This is a genomic window from Devosia sp. 1566 (assembly GCF_004005995.1).
Lineage (GTDB): Bacteria > Pseudomonadota > Alphaproteobacteria > Rhizobiales > Devosiaceae > Devosia.
Window position 1 is genome coordinate 3,919,472 of sequence record NZ_CP034767.1, and the last position, 19,971, is coordinate 3,939,442.

Annotated in this window: 18 protein-coding genes and 2 pseudogenes; 8 read left to right on the forward strand and 12 right to left on the reverse strand. The window is 63.2% G+C overall.

The window, feature by feature from the left end; translation table 11 throughout:
- Positions 1-269: 269 nt before the first annotated feature.
- Positions 270-854 carry a hypothetical protein gene (locus ELX51_RS18610; protein ID WP_127754893.1) on the forward strand — a complete coding sequence of 195 codons (585 nt, stop codon included), beginning with the start codon at positions 270-272 and terminating at the stop codon, positions 852-854.
- Between the two features lie 25 nt (positions 855-879).
- Here ELX51_RS18610 and ELX51_RS18615 read toward each other — a convergent pair whose 3' ends face one another.
- The 9 genes from ELX51_RS18615 to ELX51_RS18655 all read right to left on the reverse strand — a co-directional run bounded on the left by ELX51_RS18615 (position 880) and on the right by ELX51_RS18655 (position 11,012).
- On the reverse strand, positions 880-1,728 hold the full coding sequence (locus ELX51_RS18615; RefSeq protein WP_127754894.1) for a sugar phosphate isomerase/epimerase: 849 nt from the start codon (positions 1,726-1,728) through the stop codon (positions 880-882).
- A 72-nt stretch (positions 1,729-1,800) separates the two neighbouring features.
- Positions 1,801-3,420 carry an FGGY-family carbohydrate kinase gene (locus ELX51_RS18620; protein ID WP_127754895.1) on the reverse strand — a complete coding sequence of 540 codons (1,620 nt, stop codon included), beginning with the start codon at positions 3,418-3,420 and terminating at the stop codon, positions 1,801-1,803.
- Positions 3,421-3,443: 23 nt separating this feature from the next.
- Positions 3,444-4,175, reverse strand: coding sequence for an SDR family oxidoreductase (locus ELX51_RS18625; RefSeq protein ID WP_127754896.1), 732 nt, complete (start codon positions 4,173-4,175; stop codon positions 3,444-3,446).
- 121 nt (positions 4,176-4,296) lie between these two features.
- On the reverse strand, positions 4,297-5,556 hold the full coding sequence (locus ELX51_RS18630) for a sugar ABC transporter permease (protein ID WP_127754897.1): 1,260 nt from the start codon (positions 5,554-5,556) through the stop codon (positions 4,297-4,299).
- The gene (locus ELX51_RS18635; RefSeq protein ID WP_127754898.1) at positions 5,553-6,377 is read right to left on the reverse strand and encodes an ATP-binding cassette domain-containing protein; all 825 of its coding nucleotides are present in this window, start codon (positions 6,375-6,377) and stop codon (positions 5,553-5,555) included. The genes ELX51_RS18630 and ELX51_RS18635 overlap by 4 nt, the downstream gene beginning before the upstream one ends.
- Positions 6,378-6,444: 67 nt before the next feature.
- Positions 6,445-7,446 (reverse strand): sugar ABC transporter substrate-binding protein, encoded by a 1,002-nt coding sequence (locus tag ELX51_RS18640; RefSeq protein WP_164854964.1) that lies wholly within the window; start codon positions 7,444-7,446, stop codon positions 6,445-6,447.
- Positions 7,447-7,589: 143 nt separating this feature from the next.
- The gene (locus ELX51_RS18645; protein ID WP_127754900.1) at positions 7,590-8,636 is read right to left on the reverse strand and encodes a LacI family DNA-binding transcriptional regulator; all 1,047 of its coding nucleotides are present in this window, start codon (positions 8,634-8,636) and stop codon (positions 7,590-7,592) included.
- A 147-nt stretch (positions 8,637-8,783) separates the two neighbouring features.
- Complete coding sequence (locus ELX51_RS18650; RefSeq protein ID WP_127754901.1) at positions 8,784-9,821, reverse strand: DUF2955 domain-containing protein; 1,038 nt, start codon at positions 9,819-9,821, stop codon at positions 8,784-8,786.
- 9 nt (positions 9,822-9,830) lie between these two features.
- Entirely contained in the window at positions 9,831-11,012 is a 1,182-nt protein-coding gene (locus ELX51_RS18655) for an HlyD family secretion protein (protein ID WP_206524667.1), read from the reverse strand.
- A 69-nt stretch (positions 11,013-11,081) separates the two neighbouring features.
- Between ELX51_RS18655 and ELX51_RS18660 the strand changes: the two genes are divergently transcribed.
- The gene (locus tag ELX51_RS18660) at positions 11,082-11,552 is read left to right on the forward strand and encodes a MarR family transcriptional regulator (RefSeq protein ID WP_127754902.1); all 471 of its coding nucleotides are present in this window, start codon (positions 11,082-11,084) and stop codon (positions 11,550-11,552) included.
- Positions 11,553-11,568: 16 nt separating this feature from the next.
- Here ELX51_RS18660 and ELX51_RS18665 read toward each other — a convergent pair whose 3' ends face one another.
- Positions 11,569-12,273 (reverse strand): GntR family transcriptional regulator, encoded by a 705-nt coding sequence (locus tag ELX51_RS18665; protein ID WP_127754903.1) that lies wholly within the window; start codon positions 12,271-12,273, stop codon positions 11,569-11,571.
- A 90-nt stretch (positions 12,274-12,363) separates the two neighbouring features.
- On the opposite strand from ELX51_RS18665, the gene ELX51_RS18670 reads away from it, so the two are divergent.
- The 5 genes and pseudogenes from ELX51_RS18670 to uxuA form a co-directional block, all read left to right on the forward strand.
- On the forward strand, positions 12,364-13,341 hold the full coding sequence (locus tag ELX51_RS18670; RefSeq protein WP_127754904.1) for a C4-dicarboxylate TRAP transporter substrate-binding protein: 978 nt from the start codon (positions 12,364-12,366) through the stop codon (positions 13,339-13,341).
- A gap of 53 nt (positions 13,342-13,394) precedes the next feature.
- Positions 13,395-14,120 (forward strand): TRAP transporter small permease, encoded by a 726-nt coding sequence (locus ELX51_RS18675; RefSeq protein ID WP_248305188.1) that lies wholly within the window; start codon positions 13,395-13,397, stop codon positions 14,118-14,120.
- A gap of 60 nt (positions 14,121-14,180) precedes the next feature.
- Complete coding sequence (locus ELX51_RS20205) at positions 14,181-14,930, forward strand: TRAP transporter large permease subunit (RefSeq protein ID WP_206524668.1); 750 nt, start codon at positions 14,181-14,183, stop codon at positions 14,928-14,930.
- Positions 14,930-15,073 (forward strand): annotated as a pseudogene (locus tag ELX51_RS20210) (TRAP transporter large permease subunit); the annotation flags it as partial. The gene ELX51_RS20205 and the pseudogene ELX51_RS20210, both read left to right, overlap by 1 nt.
- A gap of 195 nt (positions 15,074-15,268) precedes the next feature.
- A pseudogene (uxuA, locus tag ELX51_RS18685) lies at positions 15,269-16,470 on the forward strand (mannonate dehydratase); the annotation flags it as partial.
- A gap of 46 nt (positions 16,471-16,516) precedes the next feature.
- Here the strand turns inward: uxuA and ELX51_RS18690 are convergent.
- Complete coding sequence (locus ELX51_RS18690; RefSeq protein ID WP_127754905.1) at positions 16,517-18,181, reverse strand: PilZ domain-containing protein; 1,665 nt, start codon at positions 18,179-18,181, stop codon at positions 16,517-16,519.
- Positions 18,182-18,436: 255 nt separating this feature from the next.
- On the opposite strand from ELX51_RS18690, the gene ELX51_RS18695 reads away from it, so the two are divergent.
- A complete protein-coding gene (locus ELX51_RS18695) occupies positions 18,437-18,856 on the forward strand; it encodes a GNAT family N-acetyltransferase (protein WP_127754906.1) in 420 nt (139 codons plus the stop codon).
- Here the strand turns inward: ELX51_RS18695 and ELX51_RS18700 are convergent.
- The gene (locus tag ELX51_RS18700) at positions 18,853-19,968 is read right to left on the reverse strand and encodes an anhydro-N-acetylmuramic acid kinase (protein WP_127754907.1); all 1,116 of its coding nucleotides are present in this window, start codon (positions 19,966-19,968) and stop codon (positions 18,853-18,855) included. The genes ELX51_RS18695 and ELX51_RS18700 overlap by 4 nt on opposite strands.
- Between the last annotated feature and the right edge of the window lie 3 nt (positions 19,969-19,971).

Consider the following 19,971-nt stretch of genomic DNA (forward strand, 5'->3'; position numbering starts at 1 on the left):
TCCCTGCGCCGCCGGCGCGCCGGCCGCACCCATGCGCGCGGCTCCCCCACCCCCAGCCGCTGCACCCTGCGCGGCCGGTGCGCCACAGCTGGCGGCGCCTCCGCCACCCCCGGCCACCCCGCCTGCTGCCGGCAAGGCACCGCCCCCGCCACCACCGCGGGCGACACCTCCGGCTCAGCCGCAGGCTGCGCTGGCTGCCCCGCCACCTCCGCCCAAGGCTAAGCCTGCGGGTGCGGAAGCGCCTGATCTGGTTCTGGACCCGTCCTGAGATGAGTGAGGACGCCCGCCGGCAGGCCCTGGCTGAAGTCGCCTTTTGCGAGACAATCCTCGCCAAGGGCGGCCTCAATGTGCTGAGCGAAACATTTGCCGGCGTGACCACGATTGAGGCATGGGAGCATTATCCCCCCGGCGATGTGTTCGACCCTGCGAGCAATTCCCAATGGTTCTACCATTGCCACCCGGCAGAGGAAGGCGCGCGCGAGCACGGCCATTTCCACTGCTTCCTGCGCCCGGAGGGTCCCGCCGGTCCCATCCACCATCTGGTGGCGATCGGCGTCGATGGTGAAGGGCGCTTGCTGCGCCTCTTCACCTCCAATCAATGGGTGGTAGGCGACGACTGGGCCGATGCGTCCACGACGATCCCGCTGCTCGAGCGCTTCGACATGCAGATGCCCCGGCCCTCTTATCTGGTGAACCGGTGGCTGACGGCGATCATCGTTGCCTATGGGGAGCAGATCGCGGACCTGCTGCGCCAGCGCGATGCAGCTCTGGCGGAAGGCGGCGGGGATATCGACGCCCGCCGCCAGGATCGTTCGCTCGAAGTGCTCTCAGAGTTCTTTCCGGCCGCCGCCTGAGTCGACAGCCGGGTTTGTTGACCGGCTAAATTAACCGGTACTGCTTGGCCTTGTTGCGCAGGAACGGCAGGCCCTTGTCCATCACTTCCTCAAAGCTGTTGGCGACGGGCCGCCAAACCGCAAGGCCATAGGCAAGCTCGGGCGGCATGTTGATGAAGCTTTCCATGGCAATGCCGCCCTTGAAGCCGATAGCGGCGAGGGTTGCATAGATTTCGTCCCAATCGCAGGTGCCTTCGCCGGGGGTACCGCGATCGGATTCCGACATATGGATATACCGCAGCAGGTCCCCGGCATCGATGATGCCGTTGCCCGCGCCCTTTTCCTCGATATTCATGTGGTAGGTATCGAGGTGAACGAAGATATTGTCGGCGCCCACCTTTTCGATCATCCAGCGGGCCTGTGCTGCCGTGTTGATCAGGTGGTTCTCGTAGCGATTGACGGGCTCGATGCCAAAGGCCAAGCCGACTTGCTTGGCATGACGCGCCGCCGCTTCCAGCGCCCGGGCCATGTTGTCATATTCCTGCGCCGTGGGGGGCAGCCCGCTGCGCTGGCCGATGCCGCCATAGGTGACGCCCGACAGGGCCTCCGCCCCCATGGCTGCGGCAACATCCATGACATGCTTGAGATGGGCGATCCCCGCTTCTGGATCAACCGAAGGCCAGCTGCCCTCAGGCAGGCCGAGCGAGCAGACCGCCCGCATATTGTGCTGCTCGAGCAGCGATCTTGTATGAGCCGGATCCACCACACCCGGGTTGACCAGGGCGATTTCGATGAAATCCATCTTGTAGGCCGCAGCGGCGGCAACCGTGCGCTCCGCTCCGGCCCGATCCCAGTTCATCGTCCACATGCTGGTGTGAACACCAAAGCCTTGCATTGCCTTTTCCTCTTCTCGTCAGAAATCTTGACTACGGTGCCGTCTTAAATAGCCAGAAACCAACATGGCGCCTCAGAACCGATGGGCGGCGGCAAGGTTGCGGAGGTCCCGCGCCGTAGCCTGCAAGGTGAGGAACGCCTGGTAGCGGAAATCCTGCAGCGCCCGCAGGTCAGGGTTGGGCAAGCAGCGCGCCGCTACGCGGGACATAGCCGGCATTGCCGTTTGCAGGTCCGGGTAAAGGTTCGACGCCACTGCGCCCAGCATGGCCGAACCCAACAGCACGGGTTCGGGGCATTCGGTGATATCGACCGGCAGCCCCGTGGCATCGGCGAGCAATTGCCGGGTCAGCGGATGGGCGCCGGCGCCACCGCTGATGCTGATCGTTCCCACCGGAGCGCCATGAGCCGCCTGCGTCTCGATGATCTGGCGCAGGCCATAGCCCAACCCGCAAATGCCGGCGACGTAAAGGGCCACCAGCGAGTCGGGACCCGATTCCATGCCTTGGCCCATGAGCACGGCGCGGGCATGCGGATCGGCAAAGGGCGCGCGGTTGCCCAAAAATTCCGGCACCACATGCAGGTCGTCGGCCAGCCGCACCGTGGCGCTGGCGTTGCCGGCGAGCTGCAAGGCGCGATCGGCCAGCCATCCCGGCAGGGACATGCCGGCCGCTTTTGCTAAGGCCGTCGCTTCCGCATTGCCGGGATGCAGTTTTACGAGCTGGTCGATGGCCGCTCCGGCCGCCGACTGCCCGCCTTCGTTGAGCCAGGCGCCGGGCACCATGGCCGAATAATAGGGTCCCCAGACACCCGGCACAAAGGCCGGTTTTTTGGTGGTCGTCATGGTGCACGATGAGGTGCCGAACACATAGCCAAGGCAGCGCGTGGCGTCGCCACCGGCCGCAACCGTGCCCAACCCACCCGCATGGGCGTCGATCAACCCGGCTGCCACGGCCGTGCCCGGCAACAGGCCCATCGCTTGTGCGGCGGTTTCGGTCAGCCCCTGTCCCAGCGGCGTGCCGGGGTCAACCACGCTTTGCCCGATACGCTCGAAGTCCTGGTCGGCCAGGTCCGCCAGGCCAATCTGGCGGAAATAACTCGCATCCCAACGACGCTCATGCGCCAGATAGGTCCATTTGCAGGTGACCGTGCAGGCCGAGCGATCCAGCGCCCCGCTGGCTTTCCAGGTCAAGAAATCCGTGAGGTCAAAGAAATTAGCGGCGCGGACATAGATGTCCGGGCGATGCTCGCTCAACCACAGCAGTTTCGGGGTTTCCATCTCGGGCGAAATGCGGCCGCCCACATATTGCAGCACGGGATGGCCCTGCGCATTGATGCGCTCGGTCTGCTCCAGCGCCCGATGATCCATCCAGACGATGATGTCGCGTTCGGGATGGGCGGGGTCGCCCACCGGCAGGCTTTCGCCCTGGGGGCCCAGCACGACCAGCGAGCAGGTGGCATCGAACCCAAGCCCGCGCACATCGGCCGGGTCGATCCCGGCTCGGGCCACGCTTTGCCGAACCGTTTCGCAAACGGCCTGCCAGACTTGCGCGCTGGATTGCTCGGCAATGCCGCCGTCCTCGCGGTGCATGTCGATATTGCGGCGCGCCGTGGCCAGCATGCGGCCATCTGTGTCGAACACGCCGGCTCGCGCTGAGCCGGTGCCGACATCAACCCCGATAACATAGCTGGCCATGGCGGTCTCTCCCCTAGCCCGTGTCAGACGCGATCGAAACTGGTGGGGAGCACGATCATGTCGCGGATCGTCACCGTGCGCTTACGCGTGAGCATAAAAACAATGGCGTCCGACACTTCCTCGGGACCCATGAGGCTGCCGGCTTCCTTGGCCTTGCGCAGATTCTCCTCGGGCCAGTCGGCCAGCAGGGCCGAAACCACTGGCCCCGGCGAGACCTGGCCGACGCGGATACCATGGGGAATGAGCTGGCGGCGCATGCCCTGCACAAAGCTCGTAATGGCCCATTTGGAGCCCGAATAAACCGGCTCCCAATAGGTCGGGAAATGCCCGGCCACCGAGCAGGTAACGAGGATATCGCCGGTCTTGCGCTCCATCATATGGGGCAAAACGCCATGCACATTCTTCATCACCGCATTGACGTTGAGATTGAGCATCCGGTCGATGGCTTCGGGCGTGGTTTCAAGCAGATCGCCGCCGACATAGGTGCCGGCATTGCAGTAAAGGATGTCGATATGAGGCACCTTGGCGAGGATCTCGGGCACCATGGCGTCGCAGCTTCCGGCATCGAGCAGGTCGGTGACCTGGACCACCGCCTTGTCGCCCAGTTCGCCCGCAAGCGCCGTCAGTGCCGCCTCGTTGCGGTCGACCATCACCACCGTCGCGCCTTCCTTGAGCAGGGCCTTGGTCGTTGCCAAGCCGATGCCCGAAGCCGCCCCGGTGATCACCGCGATCTTGCCTTGCAGGGGTTCCGCCATTCTTGTTCTCCTGGATAAAGGGGTTGAAGCGGGCCGCAGCCTTGTGGCTCACCCAAACTGTTGCTGATGGCGGGTTTGCCCATCAGCCTGATTCTTGCATGCCCGCGGGCAGTTTTGGCTCTCAAGCCCGCCCATGCGAGGCGCGCGAGCGCCGGGCCAGCGAATCCACGATCACGGCGATGGCCAGCACGGCACCGGTGATCATGTAGCGCAGGGACGAATTGAGGTTGAGCAGGGTCAGCCCATTGGCGATGGCCTGGATGACGATGATGCCTAGGAGCGCCGAATAGGCACTGCCCCGCCCGCCAAAGAGGCTCGTGCCGCCGATCACCGCTGCGGCAATGGCGTTGAGGTTCACGTCGCCCGTGCCGGCCTGCTGGCTCGAGGACGCCAGGCGCGACGCCGCCAGCACGCCGCCCAGCGCGGCAAAGGTCGAGCACAGGATAAAGGCACTGGCATAGATGCGCCGCACATTGATGCCGGCGCGGCGGGCCGCTTCCTTGTTGCCGCCTACCGCCTGCATGGAGCGGCCCCATTTGGTGCGGGTAAAGGCGTAATCCATGATGATGACCAGCGCCACAAAGAGGCCGAACATCCAGGGCACGCCCCGGCCGAGATTGAGGTAATATACCGCTCCCTCGATCACGAGGGTCAACACCGCGGCCTTGAACAAGAGCCCGCCCATGCCCCCGGCACTCAGATTAGCCGCGCGCCGGCGCTGGATCGTCCGCATACCCAGAACGATGGTGAAAATCCCGGGCAGCAAGCCCAGCGCATGGGAGAGCCATTTAGGCATCATCAGGATCTGCCCGAACATCACCAGCGGCGACTGATAGGGCAGGTTGATCGAGCCGGCATTACCCAGGATGTAAAGCTGCAGACCCAAAAGAGCGAGTAGCCCCGCAAGCGTGGCCACAAAGCTTGGCATCCCAAGCCGATTGTAGAGCAGCGCATAGATGCTGCCGACGACGACGCCGGCGAGGAGGGCAGCAAGGAGCGCGACCTCAAAAGGCCAGCCCTGCGTCACCCAAAGCGAGCCGAACAGGGCGGAAGCCAGCCCGCTCATCGAGCCAACCGACAGGTCGATCTCGCCCAGCATCAGCACGCAAACAATGCCAAGCGAAATGATGCCGACCGTGGCGCAATCGAACAGCAGGTTCACGAGGTTGTTGGGCGCCAGATAAACTGGGTTGAGGGCGCTGAACACCAGCGAGATCACCACCAGCCCGACGGCAACGGGCAGCATGCCGAGATCGCCCGAACGCACCCGGTCGAAAAAGCCTCGGATCGCGCCCGAGACGCCCTCGTCATGCCGGACGCGTACATCGCTGCGGTCCAGTTCACGGGAAGCCTCAGGCTTTACCTGATCGAGCTGGCTCATCGCATTGCCTCCTGGTCGGATGTGTCCGCAGCAAGTTGTTTGCGGCTCATGCGCCGCGACACGGCGTTTTCAGTAGCGCCGGTGATGGCCGCCACCAGCTCGTGGTTGGAATCCTCGGGCGTGAACACGCCATTGTTGCGGCCCAGGCGCAGCACGACAATGCGGTCCGCGACTGCCCGCACATCCTCCATGTTGTGGCTGATCATCAGCACACCCAGCCCCCGCGCGCGAACCCGCTCGATCAGGTTCAACACTTCGGCGGTCTGCGCCACGCCAAGAGCGGCAGTGGGCTCGTCAAGCATGATGAGCTTGGGTTCCAGCAGCAGCGAGCGAGCGATGGCTACGGTCTGGCGCTGCCCGCCCGAGAGCGACGCCACCGGCTCGCGCACCGAAGGAATGCGGGCGGACAGCTCGTTAAGCAGCGTCCAGGCGCGCACTTCCATCGCCACCTCATCAAGGCGCCAGGGGTTCTGCTCGCGCCCAAGATAGATATTGGCGACAACATCGAGGTTTTCGCACAGCGCCAGATCCTGGAACACCGTGGCGATGCCAAGATTAAGCGCTGCGGCGGGGCTGTCGAGGCTCACCTCTTGCCCATTGAAACGGATAGTGCCTGCCGACGGCTGGTGCACGCCAGCCAGGATCTTGACAAGGGTCGACTTGCCAGCGCCGTTGTCGCCCACCAGCGCCACGACCTCGCCAGCATGCACCTCTAGCTCGATATCGGTCAGCGCTGATACCGCGCCGAAATTCTTGGAAATGCCACGCAGGCTGAGTACCGGCTCGCCAGTATGCTGCGCAGTTGATGACTGGTCGGACATGGCCTGCCCCTTCGCTCAGGAGAAACATCCGCCCGGCCATGACCTGGCCGAGCGGACGGGGTGGCGCTTACTCGAGAATGCCCAGTTCGCGGCAGCCTTCGGCATATTCACCCGTGCACACTTCCTCTGCGCTGGCGATGTCCTTGTCGAAGATCTCGGCCTTGATGTTTTCGCGCGTCACCACAACCGGCACGAACAGCTCCGAGGGCGTGTCGTAAAGCGTCGTCTTGGCTTCGGGGGTTTCCCCGTTCAGCAGCTTGTAGGCGACTTGCGCCGCAGCAGCCGCCACGATCTCGGACGGCTTGGAGATGGTGTTGTACTGATCCCCCGAAATGATCAGCTGCAGTGCCGCGATCACCGCGTCATTGCCCGTGACGGGCGGAACGGGGTCAACGCCTGCCGCCTTGAACGCAGCGATGGCGCCGCCGGCAGTGCCGTCATTGGCCGCAGCCACGCCCACGATCTGGTCGCCAAAGCGAGTGATCTGTCCGCTCGCCCATTGCTGGGCTTCGGCCGGCACCCAGTCGGGGGTATCGAACTCAGCCAGGGTCTCGTAGCCGGACGCATCGAGCGCCGAGTCAATGCCGTCCCGGATCAAGCCGGCTGCCGCGTCGGTGGGCGAACCATTGATCTGCAGCACCCCCGCGCCCTCGGGCACGCCCTCAGCCTTGAGGTGGTCCACCAGCGACTGCGCGATGGCCCGGCCAATACCTTCATTGTCGAAGGACACATAATAATCCGCCGGGGTATCGGGGATCGGGCGGTCATAGGCGATCACCTTGACGCCCTGGGCATGGGCCTGCTGCACCAGCGATGCGGCGGCCGAGGAGTCCACCGGGTCAAGCACGATCACCGTGGCGCCCTGGGTAATGGCGGAGTTGAACTGTTGCTGCTGCAGCGCGGCATCAGCCGTGGCGTTCTGGTAGATCAGATTGCAGTTGGCGCAGAGCTTTTGCATCTCTGCCTGGAAGCCCGGCCAATCATGCTCCTCGTAGCGCGTGGAGCCCTGGTCCGGCATCAAAAAGGCAATCGTGGCATTTTCGGCCTGGGCGAAAGCTGGGGCCGCCATCAGCAAGCCAGCAAGCGTCGTCGCCAGCGCAGTTCCGATCAAAGTTCTAGACATGTAGTCCTCCCATTGTGGTTGATTTCACTCACTCCCCCCGCCCGACTTTGTGTCTGGGCCGGGATTCCCTTGATTCTTCCTGGCGGCGCTTAGCGCCGTCGGCCGAGCGTCAGCAGCTCTGCGCCTCCTGTTGCGTGTCCCACGCTCTTGCCCGTGGAGCCCGGTGCGGCGGTCGATTCACGCAGCACCAGTTCCACCGGCAGCTGCCGGTGCACCGGGCCACCGCTGGCGCCGTTGATGCGTTCGAGCAATCGCGACCAGGCCAGCCGCCCTATGAGGTCAACAGGCTGCCGGATCGCGGTGATGGACGGCCGGGCAACCGGCATCCAGGAATAATCATCAAAGCCCACCAGCGACACGTCGTGAGGTACCGCACGCCCAGTGCGGTTGAGCGCCGCCAGCACTTGCAGTGTCGTGGTATTCATCAAGGCAACGATCGCGCTGGCGCTGGCAATCTGCGCCTCCGCCGTGTCTGGCAACGCTTCGGGCACGCCGCCAAGGCCGGTTTCCACCACCAAGGGTTCGGCGCCGAATTCAGCCAGCACTTGCGCCACGCCGGCGATGCGCTCGCGCAGATTTCGCACTCCCAGCGAGGGGGTGCAGACGGTGATTTGTCGATGACCGAGCTGCACCAGGTGGCGGGCCGCTGCCGCACCGGCGGCAACATTGTCGATCTCGACGAAGTCGCTGGGCTCGCCGTCGGGCGCCCGATCGGCAAAGACCAAGGGGATGCGGGCCGCCTCGATCTGCTTGCGGGACGCAAGTCCGGCCGAGCAGGGTATGATGATGAAGCCGGCGGGCTTCCATTGCATCAAAGCGTTGATGCGGGCTTCCTCGATTTCGGGCTGATGGGCGGAACTTGCCACGATCAGCTCGAAGCCATCCTTCTGGCAGCTGGCTTCCACTGCCGCCAGGATGGTGGGAAAGAATGGGTTGTCGAGGGCCGGCACGATCGCCGCTACGATCTTGGAGCGCCCGCTGCGGAGATAAGAGGCCGCCGGATTTACCCGGTAGTTGAGCGCCTCGACCGCCGCCATGACCTGCTCGCGCGAGCCGGCACGAACCGGCTTGTCGCCCGATAGCACGTTGGACACCGTCGCGACGGAAACGCCCGCGCGCTTGGCAACGTCCTTCATGGTCACGTTGATCTTGATCTTCCCACCCTCCCCGGTGAGCCGCCTCAAGCCGAAGCTAAAAACGATTTACGTAAATCGTTTCACGGCGCCGCGAGGCTGTCAAGCGGGTGCTTTGCTCGCGGCAGGAGGAGGGAGGGCTGCAGAAGCCTATGCAGGCGCTGCCGCCTTGTCTCCGGCGGAGTCCCGAGGAAGAAAGGTGGCGTCCAGAAGCGACACCAAGAGCGCGGCGAGCAGCGTACCGGCCACCGTCAAGCCCGCCCGCTGGACAAACGCGAAACCGGGCTCGGAGGTGGCCAGCGCGCTGCCGACCAGCGAAATCATCACCGAAGCAGCATCCTGATAAGCCATAGAGGGCAACCGGCCGCTCAGCATCTTGTGCCCCAACCAGAGGGTCGCGAGAAAGACCAGGCACAGCAGCACAGCCAGATGCCCGACCCAATTGAGCAGCGCAAGAATGGTGAGCGCCAGCACTCCCCCCAGGATCACTGAAAAGCTGCGCTGCCCTGCCTCTGCCCAGATCGAGCGGCGCGTCGATTGCACCAGCACGAACATGCCGGCGACTGCCAGCATCATGTTGGAGAAGTCGAGGATCGTGTACAAAAACAAGCTATAGCCCAGCATGACCACCGTGCGATTGGCCGCACGGATCCCCCATCCTGAGGGAAATGCCGGTTCATACTTGTCCACATTGATCTCGGTGGTGCAGGGCGGCAGCAGCACATAAAGCAGTGGGATTACGACGGCTGAGCACAAGGCCGCCTTGCTCATCTCGCTGCGCAGATAAGCCATGGCCGGGTAGGAGCCGAGGCCCATGATCGACATTAGCGCCACGGCGACGATGATCAGCAAGCCAAAGGCGTTGCCGGTTCGCTGGATCAGGTAAAAGGCCAGAAAGTAGATGCCGCCGATCACCAGCAACAGCAGCGCCGGGATGCCTGAAAACAGCAGCACCACACCCGACATCAGCCACAACACCCCGCTGAACATGATGGGAGCGGCAAAGACCCGCCGGGCGTCGAAAGCCTTCCGATTGCCCGCCAGGAGCGAGAACATCAGGGTGGGAAAAACCATCGCCAAGGGCGAGCGGAAGGCCATGCCAATGAGGAGCCCGATAACAGGCATGATGGCAACCCGCACGGCAAATAGCGGGTCTTCATCGATCAGCGGCCGGGGAGCGATGAACATGGCTGCCCGTTAGTACAGATAGGAGAAATAAGCGTTGAGCGTCTGCAAGGCAGAGGCCGCAACAGCCACCGGATGCGAGCGGCCCTGCGCGTAAACCAGCGCACTGGCCTTTGAGCCCACCCGAACATTGTCCGGCCAGGTTTGGTCGGGCGCCAGTTCAACATGCACCGGGATCGTCCGGGCCGGCTCGAACCAGCGGGCCATGGCCTGATTCTGCGGCAAGCCGTTAGCAGCGGTGCGGCCGGGATCAATGCCCCAGGCAATGCCGCGCACCACGCCAGGATATTTGCGGCCCGGTGCGCCATCAAACAGGATATCAGCGTCATCGCCGACATCGATATTGGCAAGCTGATTTTCGCGCATATCGACCACCACCCAGGAACTATCGGCCTCGATAAAGGTGAGCGCGGGGGTGCCGGCATTCACATACTGGCCCTGGGCGAGCTTGAGATTGGTGACCACCCCGTCAGCGGGGGCCAGCACCGAAGCAAAGGATCGGTTGAGCCGCGCTTGCTCGAGCTGCACCGCAGCCGTTTCCACCTGCGGATTGGCTTCCTTGCCACCGGCACGAAGCCGGGCGCTTTCAAGTTCCGCAGTGGCGGCATCAAGTCCCGAACGCGCCGATGCCAGTTGTGCATTTGCCGCATCGAGCTGAACCTGTGATGCCAAACCACGCTGATGCAGGCTCGTGGTGCGCTCGGCAGCGGTCCGGGCCGTATCAAGGCTGGCGCGCGCCTGCTCAACTTTGGCTTCAGTCGCCACCAGCGAGATGACCGAAGCGTCAAGGGTTTGCGTGACTTGAGCGAGATTGGCCTCGGCTTGCCGGACCGCCAGGTCAAAGGGAGCCGGATCCAGTTCAAACAGCGGCGTACCCCGGACGACAAACTGATTGTCCTGCACCAGTACAGTTTGCACCTGTCCCGATACCCTGGGGGCCATCAACGCGGTTAGCGCCGTCACCGAACCCGAGGAACTCGCCGGAGCCACCAGGTCGGTCGCTACATGCCAGCCCAAAGTGCCGATAAGGACAACAAGGATCACCCCGGCCACCTTGCGTGCCGGGTTGGCTCGTTTGGCGGCCGGTTCCGCACGCGGCGCAGCTTCATCTGGCTTGCCTGCCGCAGCGTGTGGCTGCAGCGCCTGCGCGGGAGTTGCAACTTCGGCATCGATTTGAGCAGTTGTGCGAACCACGTTTTTTCGTCCTTGCTTCAAGGGGCCGACGCCTCTAGAAGTAATTTGTCTTCACCGTAGAGATACTTCATGGAAGAGAAACCGTCAAGCAGCAGTGCGCGCGACCTGAAGATGCGCCGGCTCGGATCGGCGCTGCAAAATCTGATGCGCAATGTGGAAAGCGCGCGTGAGGCCGCTGCCCGCGCCCAGAAGCTGCATCCAACCGATTTCTCCTGCATTGGCCTACTGGCCCGAGCAGGAGCACCGATCAGTCCCAAGCAGATCATTGACGAGCTGCATCTGAGTTCGGGCTCAGGGACGGCCTTGCTGGATCGCTTGGAACGGGCCGGCTTTGTGCGTCGCCTTCCCAATCCAGACGATCGCCGCAGCGTGTTGATCGAACTCGACAAACAGCAGGCCGCCGAGCCGCTGGCGAGGTATCGGGAAATCGAACAGGCCTATGTTCGGGTGACGGAAAACCTGACCGACAACGATATGGACACTGTGGCGGACTTCCTCGATGGCGTTGCCGCCCTTACCCGGCTGCATCCCCGGCCGTGATTTGAGCCTTCCCAGCTCAGGCGGAAAACCAGTTGGCATGGGCCTCCGCCAATTTGGGCAGCGAAGTCAGGATTTCGCTTAGGTGTCGCTGCATCCCCGCTTCGGCGCTATCGGGATCACGGCGGCGGATGGCGTCGGCAATTACCGCGTGCTGCTCGATCAAGGTCTTGATCGGCGTGGCGTCTGAGAGGGACAGGTAGCGCACCCGGTCCATCTGCGCCTTGAGGCTCTCCAGCAAACGCCAGGCATGTTCGCAATCGGCAGCCAGTGCAATCGCCTGGTGAAAGGCTTCATCGAGGCGCAAGAATTCCACATGCTCGCCGGCATCATTGGCCTGGCGCTGCCGCTCGATCAACCCATCGAGAATGGAATGGTGACGAGGGTCGGCCTCGGCGGCCGCCTTGCGCACCACGGCTACTTCAACGGCTTCCCGAATGAACCGGGCGTTTTCCACTTCCCGGCGTGAAATCATCACCACCGAAGTGCCCCGCTGGGGCCGAATCTCCACCAGCCCCACCTCCGCCAGTTTGATGAAGGCTTCGCGCACGGGCTGGCGAGACACACCGAGCTGGCGAGCCATCTCGGCTTCCGACAAGGGATCGCCTGGCCGCAACTGCAGCTGGATGATGGCCTGGCGCATGGCCTCAAAGACCTTGTTGCCTACGGTAGCGGGCCGCCCCAATTGGGCAGCCTCATGGGTCAGGGGTGCAATCGTTACCATGTTGACTCCTTTGAACTACCATACTACCATTTTTGCGAAGCCGTTGCCTAGAGCACGGAACGTCGCGGCTACGCCGCTTGGGAGGAAATCATGAAATTCACACCGCTCGCCGCGGCGCTTGCTGCTGGCTTGGTCATCTCGTACTCGGTTCCCGCGATGTCGGCTGACTATACCCTCAGCGTCAACACGGCGCTGGCCACTTCAGACCCGCTGTATAAGGGGCTTGAAGCCTTCCGCGACAATGTCGCCACCGCCTCCAATGGCGCCATCGAAGTCAAGCTCTTCCCCAATTCGCAGTTGGGCGCCGATGAAGACGTGCTGGAGCAGGCCCGTGCCGGAGCGCCGGTCGCTGTGGTGGTTGATGGCGGTCGCCTCGCCGCATTCGTCAACGAATTTGGCGTGCTCGGCGCTCCTTATCTCGCTTCGGGCTATGAAGGCATCCGCAAGGTGGCCGTTTCCCCGCAGATGGAGGAATGGATCACCAAGCTGCACGACGCTTCGGGTCACCAGGTGCTCTCGTTCAACTGGTGGCAGGGTGAGCGGCACCTCTGGACCAAGATGCCGGTCAATGTGCCCGCTGACCTCAATGGCTCGCGCATGCGTACCCCAGGCGCGCCGGTCTGGGTGGAAACGGTTTCCGCCATGGGCGCGACCCCAACCCCCATGCCGTTCTCGGAAGTTTATTCGGGCCTTGAGCAGAACGTGATCGATTCCGTGGAAGCCCAGCTTCCTGCCGGCTTTGGCTCCAATCTGCAGGAAGTCACGTCCGTCCTGACCAAGACCGGCCACATCAACCTGATCACCGGACTTGTCACCTCCGGCCCCTGGTTCGACAGCCTGCCGGCCGAGCTGCAAACCGTGCTCCGCGACGAGGCCCTTAAGGCTGGCGATATCGCTTCCTATGGCACCCAGGATGCCCTGGCCCAGATCGAGGCCGACCTCGTCGCCGCCGGAATGACTGTCAACGAGATCGACGTCACCCCGTTCAAGGAAGCGACGGCCGGCGTTTATGACAAGCTCGGCTATGGCGCGCTGCGCGACGAGTTGCAGGCTATCGCCAACCAGTAATTCCCTATGGCGGGTCCTGCGGAGCCCGCCATTCCATTGCTCAGGTAAAATCCATGCTCAAGCGTTTGGCTCAACTCGAGCTGGCGATCTGCTTCGCCTTGCTCGCCGGCATCACCGGCCTGGTGTTCACCGCCGCCCTTATGCGGTTCTTTGGCCATCCGCTGATCTGGTCGGTGGACATGGCCCAGCTCCTCTTCATCTGGCTGTGTTTTTTCGGCTCCAACAAGGCCATGCGCGAAAAATCGCACCTGGGCATGGAAGTGCTGGTGTCGCGCCTGGGCTACAAACGCCGGTTCTGGCTGGAATTTGCTTGCACGCTGCTGATCATCGCCTTTTTGCTGGTGCTGGCAGTTGAGGGTTGGAAGCTGACCATGCTCAACCGTGAACGCACTTTTGGCGACAGCACCCTTTCTTATTCCTGGGTCACCGTTGCCGTGCCCGTGGGCTGCGTGCTGCTCGCCGCCACACTGATTTACAATACGGTTCGGGCGTTCAAGGGCCGCCAGCAGGAACTGCTGATCTATAACCGCACGCAGGCCGAAATGGAGCGCCAGCGCCCCCACACTGGAGCTCTGATCATGGCCCTGATTGGTATCGCCTTTGTTGTGCTTGATGGTCCTGGGCATGCCCGTTGCCTTCGCGACCGGCATTTCCGGCTTCATCTTCTTCATGACCACGCAGGGCATGCCAATGTCCATCGGCGTGCAGAAGATCGCATCGATGAGCCAGAGCTTCCCCTCTGCTCGCCGTGCCCTTCTTCGTACTGGCCGGCCACCTGATGAATGAAAGCGGCATCACCGGCCGCCTTCTCAAGGTCGCGCCTGCTCTCGGTAGGCTGGATGTCTGGCGGTCTGGCGCAGGTGGCCATAGTGCTTTCCACCTTGATGGGTGGCGTTTCCGGCTCCGCCGTGGCCGACGCCGCCATGGAAGCGCGCATTCTTGGCCCCACCATGACTGCCAAGGGCTATGGCAAGGGCTTCTCGGCCGCCGCAATTGCCGGTGGGCTCGCTTATCACCGGCCACCATTTCCGCCGTCCATCGGGCTGATCCTTTATGGCTTTGTCGGCAATGTCTCGATTGGCCGGCTGTTCCTGGCCGGCATCATTCCTGGCATCCTGATGATGGTGGTCCTGATGCTCACCACCTATCTCATTGCCAAGAAGCGGAAATATGTAGTCGCCGACAGCAAGAAACCGACGGTCAGGGCGCTGGCCGCCGCCTGCTGGGATGCCAAATGGGCGCTGCTGTTTCCCGTGGCCTTGGTGCTGGCCATCCGGGGCGGCCTCTTTACGCCTTCCGAGGTCGGCTCCGCCGCCGTAGTTTATGCCCTCGTCATTGGGTTTTTTCGCCCATCGCGAGCTAACTATGGAAAAGGTTTGGCGCTGCTTTGGTCAGGCGACCTCCGATGTTGGCCTGATCATGCTCATTATCCTGATGAGCGGCATGGTAGGCTATGCCACCATCTATCTGCAGGTGCCCCAGGAACTGGCCGGCTGGATGCTGGCCGGCATCACCGATCCCAACATGATCGTGCTCGTCATCCTGATCTTCCCTCTTGGTGGCCGGCCTGGCGCTCGACAGCACGGTGATGGTGCTGCTGCTGACACCGATCTTTGTGCCCATCATCACGCAGGTCGGCATGGATCCCGTCCATTTCGGCATTCTGATGATGTCAATCGTCACCCTGGGCGGCATGACCTGGCCCAGCGGTTCGGCTATGTTTGCCGTGTGCTCGCTGATGAATGTGTCGATCGAAGAATATTCCATCGAATCGATCCCCTTCATCGCTGCCGTCGGTCGCTCTGATCGCTGTGCTGCTCTTTGTGCCCGACCTCGTGCTTCTGGCTGCCGCGCCTCGCCTTTGGCAGCTGACGACGCCGTTGGAGCCGCGTGCAGCGGCTCCGACCCTATTCCCTCGGAGATCGACATGAAGCAGACTTGGCGCTGGTTCGGGCCCCATGACCTCACCAGCATTGACGACATCATCCAGAGCGGTGCCGAGGGCGTGGTCTCGGCCCTGCACCACATCCCCAATGGGGAGGTCTGGACGCCCGAGGAGATCGCGCTGCGCCAGCGCCAGATCGGCACTCGCAAGGATGGCTCCCCTTCGGGGCTTCGCTGGGACGTGGTCGAAAGTCTTCCGATCTCGGAAGACATCAAGCAGCAGACTGGCGATTGGCGCCTTCACATCGCCAACTACCAGACCAGCCTGCGCCACCTCGCCGAAGCCGGGCTGGAGGTGATCTGCTACAACTTCATGCCGGTGCTCGATTGGACGCGCACGGCGCTTCGCTGGCGGCTCGCCCATGGCGGCACCTGCATGCGCTTCGAGCTCAACGATTTCGCGGCCTTCGACATCCACATCCTGGAACGCAAAGGCGCTGGGGGACGACTACCCCGAGACTGTGGTCGAGGAAGCGGGCCGGCGCTTTGCCGATATGAGCGATGCCCGATAAAATCACCCTCGCCCGCAGCGTGACCATGGGCCTGCCCGGCTCCACCGAGTCCATGTCGCTTGCCGACATGCACACCCACCTCGCCCGCTATGGCGCGATCTCCCCCGACCAGTTGCGCGCCCATTTCATCGCTTTTCTGGAAGAAGTGGTCCCGGTTGCTGAAGATCTGGGTTTGCGGCTCTGCTGCCACCCCGACGACCCGCCGTTTCCGCTGCTCGGCCTGCCGCGCATTATGTCGACCGGAGAGCACTTCCGGCTGATCCTGGACGCGGTCAACAGCCCGGCCAATGGCATGACTTTGTGCTCGGGCTCGTTGGGTGCCCGGCCGGACAATGACCTGCCCTCCATCATGGCAGAGCTTGGCGACCGCGTGCACTTCCTGCATCTGCGCAATGTGACGGCGCGAAAACGATGCGATCATGGGCTCGTTCTACGAAGCCGAGCATCTGGGCGGCGATACCGGACATGGTCGCGCTGATCGCGGCGGTACTTGCTGAGGAAGGGCGCCGCAAGGCGGCGGGCCGCACCGATTGGGAAATCCCGATGCGTCCCGACCATGGCCAGGACATTCTCGATGACCTCAAACCGCAGTGCCCAACCCGGCTATCCGACCATCGGTCGCATGAAGGGCTTGGCCGAACTGCGCGGCATCACCAAGGCGCTGCAACACGGGCGCCGTTCGCTATCAAGACGCTTAGGAGCGAAGCCCGCCTCCGGTACTAAGCTTTGTTCCGGTGCCCCAAGCGATCGGCTCCCAATTCCTGCAGGGTCTTGAGCAGCCTCGGCTCAATGGTTTTAGCCTGTAGTGCGCTTTCGAGGCTAAAGGCTTGCTGCACCTCGAGAAACTGCACCGCAAAGCCGCCGCGGGTTACCCGCACGACCTGGGCGGCGATGGCGCCGATCGCGAGATAGTCGCCGACCCCCAGAGCCAGAAAGGTCAGCACAACCGCGCCCGAGGCCGAAACATTGGCAATGCGGCAGCGGGTTTGCCGGCCATCGGGCAGGAAGATCAGCGCCTGCGTATTAAGGGGCACAAAGCGGGGATGAGCGCGCAATTCCGCCCGGTCATCGCCAGCAGCCGAGCTTGGAAGCCGGTCCCCAAACAGCGGCGCAAAGCGCGCATGCGAGCGCGGCGTGGCGAGCGTACTGTGCACCGCAGCCCCGCCTAGATAATTGAACTGAGCGGAATAGGCCGCTTCCGCCTTGCCGATCGTATTGGCGCCATAAGCAAAGCTGGCCAGACCGGCAAGCCGCGCTTCCCGCCCGAACCGCTCGAGTTCGCTCGCCATTTGCAGGTTTTCGCCCTCGGCTTCGCCCAGCGAGATGGACAACCCCCAGGTCGCGCCGCGAACGCCATCGTTCAACCGGTCGTCCCAGGGCGTAACTTGCAACACGACACGTTCGGTGATCTCGCGCGCCGTTCTGACGACCTGGAGCAACTCAAACGCACTTGCCGCGGAAGGCACGCCGATAACATCGAGCAACAGGAACTTGCGATAGGGTGGAGGCAGGGCCGCGCCCAGTTCGATGAACTCGGGCGAAGCACCCAGCAGAGTTTGAAACTGCACCGGAACCATGACGCTGGCCTGCTTGATGTCTCCAAGCGCCTGATGCAGGCCTTCGACGGACTTGGCGAACAACACGCAATCAAGATTGGCGAGCGCCTCCAGCAGCTCATCTCGGCTTTCAAGCGCGGTAAGATGTTCGGCCGCCGCGGTCCCTACCCAGCTATCAAGCAGGCTCCGGTTGATGGTTTTACCAAAGGCGCGGCTGGGCCAGAGCGGCTGGAACAGGGCACTGGCATAACGGAGCGCGGTGATGCGGTGGCGTTTGGCCGACCGGTCGCTGACCTGATCGCGAATGTCAAGCAAGCTGGCATGGAGGGCCGCCAGGGGGTCGCTGGTTTCGGTGAAACGTTGCGAGTCTACGGCCGCGGCAAAGCTTTCGACCGACACCATGGAAGCGCCATGTTGCAGCTCCAGCTTGATCCTTTCCTCGATCCGCGCCGCGATACGCTGCACCTGGAAGTGCGCGAACGCTTCGTCCTGGGTCTCAAAGCAAACCTGAAACGCGCCACTGGGCAACAGCTGGAACACATCCTGCGGGCCGAGAAATTGCTGCAGCACCTCCTCGGCTATGCCAGTGGCGCGATCCGCGAGCGTGTTCCATCCCTCCCCAACGCGCGCCCGGATCTCGTCCAGCCCGACAAGGAGCACGCACCCCGCCATCACGGCCGTTGAATTGCGCGCGCGTATATGGCTGACCAGGCCAGCAATGTCATTGACGCGAGGCGAGGACGCCGATGTTGCGGCGGCAAAGCCCACAGCCTTGCTCGATCCGGTGAATAGCTCTCGGACGCGCTTCAACAGGTAATCAGTGCGCACGATATTGCCTTGTTGCTTGGCAGTCTCCAAACCGAAAGCGGTTCAGTTGGCGCCGTATTCTCCGCTTGAGCATGCCGCGGCTTTACAAAGCATTAACCTCGACGCATTTGCCGTGTCGGAGCACGCGCCGGTTGACCGCTGCTAACCTCCGAGGGAGGCGTAGCCCCGCAGCGGCACCCAGGTGAAAGCCCCGCAGATAAAGCCAAATGTGCTACTTGCCGGGGAAGAGAACGGCAGCAGCAAAGCACCAAGCAGATGAGCATTATTTTGACCGTGACAGCCGAGCCCTCGGCCGCCGACCTGTCGGCGATCAGTAAAGGATTGGCAGCCTTCAACCGGGCGGATGTCGGGCCAGCGGAGCGGCGAGCCCTTGCCGTGACACTCAAAGACGGTACTAGCACGCTTGTGGGCGGGCTTTCCGGTTACACGGCCTGGGGCTGGCTTTACGTGCAGTGGCTGTGGCTGGATGAAGGCCAGCGCGGCCACGGGTTGGCCAGTCGCATGCTCGAGCAAGCGGAAGCAGAAGCGCGTAGCCGCGGCTGCCACGGCGCTTACATCGACACATTCAGCCCCGTTGCGCTCAAGGTTTATCAGCGTGCGGGCTATGTGCCCTTTGGCGCCCTGCCCAACTTCCCGGCAGGGCGAACACGCACCTTTTTGCAAAAGCCGCTTTAGCCGGCAATGCGCCCGCCGGTGAGAGGATGGGGCGCCCCGGTGGTGGTCGGAAAACTGATCGGCAGCCCCCGCAGCACGCGAGCCGCAAGGAAGGCGAAGCATTCCGCCTCCACCGCATCGCCACGCCAGCCGACTGCTTCGGCGGGAATGGCTTCCACGCCGGCGCGCTCATGCAACATCGCCATGATGGTCGGGTTATGCCGCCCGCCCCCGCACACCACCAGCTTGGTTGGGCGCTCCGGCAACAGGTCCAGTGCCTTGCCGACCGCTCCAGCGGTAAACGCGGTAAGGGTCGCCGCACCCCTTGCGGGTTCGAGACCGTCGGCCATCGCAGCGGTGAAGTCGAAGCGGTCGAGCGATTTGGGAAAGGGCGCGGAGAGATAAGGATGCTGCAGCAATTGCGCGAGCCGTGCCTCGTCGACCTCGCCGCTGGCGGCAAGTGCACCGTCGCGATCCATCTCACCCAGGCCCAGGGCCTTCATGAAGTCGTTAAGCGGGGCGTTGGCGGGACCGGCGTCAAAGGCAATCAGCCCAGCCTCCCCGTCCCACCAAGTGACATTGGCCACCCCGCCCAAGTTCAGCACCGCCGTGTCGCCGCTCGCCCCAATGCCCCGCAGCAGCGCCTGGTGGTAGACCGCCGCCAGAGGCGCGCCTTGCCCACCGGCGCGCACATCGGCCGAGCGAAAATCGAACGCAACTTTCACGCCAAGCAACTGGCTCATCAGCGCACCGTCACCCAGTTGACGGGTTGCTCCCATTCGGTCCGGTTGGGGCGCCCGGTGCAACACCGATTGGCCATGGAAACCGATAATGCCGATATCAGCCATGCTGAGGCCCGTGCTTTCCACCAACTGTCGCACCGCTTCAGCTTGGGCGCGGGTGAGCGCGGCTTCGGCTTCGGCAAAAATGGCAGGCTCGGGCCCCTCGAAGTTCCACTGCCGAGCGGCGGCCAGAGTTGCTGCGAGCAATTGGCGAACCTCGCTTGTATATGGCGCCAGCGTATAGGCGCCGAACTGCTCGATCCGCTCGCCATCGGTCTTGAGCAGCGCAACATCGATATTGCCGTCCAGCACCGTGCCGGTCATCAGCCCAACAGTCCAGATCGGGTCCACGGT

Excerpts from the sequence above, each read along its gene's own strand:
- ELX51_RS18610 (WP_127754893.1), top strand. The coding sequence starts at position 270 with ATGAGTGAGGACGCCCGCCGGCAGGCCCTGGCTGAAGTCGCCTTTTGC.
- ELX51_RS18615 (WP_127754894.1), bottom strand. The coding sequence starts at position 1,728 with ATGCAAGGCTTTGGTGTTCACACCAGCATGTGGACGATGAACTGGGAT.
- ELX51_RS18620 (WP_127754895.1), bottom strand. The coding sequence starts at position 3,420 with ATGGCCAGCTATGTTATCGGGGTTGATGTCGGCACCGGCTCAGCGCGA.
- ELX51_RS18625 (WP_127754896.1), bottom strand. The coding sequence starts at position 4,175 with ATGGCGGAACCCCTGCAAGGCAAGATCGCGGTGATCACCGGGGCGGCT.
- ELX51_RS18630 (WP_127754897.1), bottom strand. The coding sequence starts at position 5,556 with ATGAGCCAGCTCGATCAGGTAAAGCCTGAGGCTTCCCGTGAACTGGAC.
- ELX51_RS18635 (WP_127754898.1), bottom strand. The coding sequence starts at position 6,377 with ATGTCCGACCAGTCATCAACTGCGCAGCATACTGGCGAGCCGGTACTC.
- ELX51_RS18640 (WP_164854964.1), bottom strand. The coding sequence starts at position 7,446 with ATGGCGGCCCCAGCTTTCGCCCAGGCCGAAAATGCCACGATTGCCTTT.
- ELX51_RS18645 (WP_127754900.1), bottom strand. The coding sequence starts at position 8,636 with ATGAAGGACGTTGCCAAGCGCGCGGGCGTTTCCGTCGCGACGGTGTCC.
- ELX51_RS18650 (WP_127754901.1), bottom strand. The coding sequence starts at position 9,821 with ATGTTCATCGCTCCCCGGCCGCTGATCGATGAAGACCCGCTATTTGCC.
- ELX51_RS18660 (WP_127754902.1), top strand. The coding sequence starts at position 11,082 with ATGGAAGAGAAACCGTCAAGCAGCAGTGCGCGCGACCTGAAGATGCGC.
- ELX51_RS18665 (WP_127754903.1), bottom strand. The coding sequence starts at position 12,273 with ATGGTAACGATTGCACCCCTGACCCATGAGGCTGCCCAATTGGGGCGG.
- ELX51_RS18670 (WP_127754904.1), top strand. The coding sequence starts at position 12,364 with ATGAAATTCACACCGCTCGCCGCGGCGCTTGCTGCTGGCTTGGTCATC.
- ELX51_RS18675 (WP_248305188.1), top strand. The coding sequence starts at position 13,395 with ATGCTCAAGCGTTTGGCTCAACTCGAGCTGGCGATCTGCTTCGCCTTG.
- ELX51_RS20205 (WP_206524668.1), top strand. The coding sequence starts at position 14,181 with ATGTCTGGCGGTCTGGCGCAGGTGGCCATAGTGCTTTCCACCTTGATG.
- ELX51_RS18695 (WP_127754906.1), top strand. The coding sequence starts at position 18,437 with ATGAGCATTATTTTGACCGTGACAGCCGAGCCCTCGGCCGCCGACCTG.